Here is a 267-nt window from a genome sequence, read left to right on the forward strand (position 1 = left end):
AATCTGATCCGCCGAAAGCCTAAGGGTTCCTGAGGAAGGTTCGTCCGCTCAGGGTAAGTCGGGACCTAAGGCGAGGCCGAAAGGCGTAGTCGAAGGACAACAGGTGGAAATTCCTGTACCACCGTAAACCGTTATGAGCGATGGGGTGACGCAGTAGGGTAGTGACGCGGACTGATGGATGTCCGTCCAAGCAGTGAGAGGGTAGCATAGGCAAATCCGTGCTACATAACCTTGGGCTGTGATGGGGAGTGAAAATTACAGTAGCGA

The 267-nt window shown here is 53.9% G+C and carries 1 rRNA gene; it reads left to right on the top strand.

From position 1 onward, the window contains the following. Nucleotides 1–267 (top strand): 23S ribosomal RNA (locus KI362_RS25395); the annotation flags it as partial.

Source organism: Paenibacillus apis (assembly GCF_018333295.1).
GTDB lineage: Bacteria > Bacillota > Bacilli > Paenibacillales > Paenibacillaceae > Fontibacillus > Fontibacillus antibioticophila.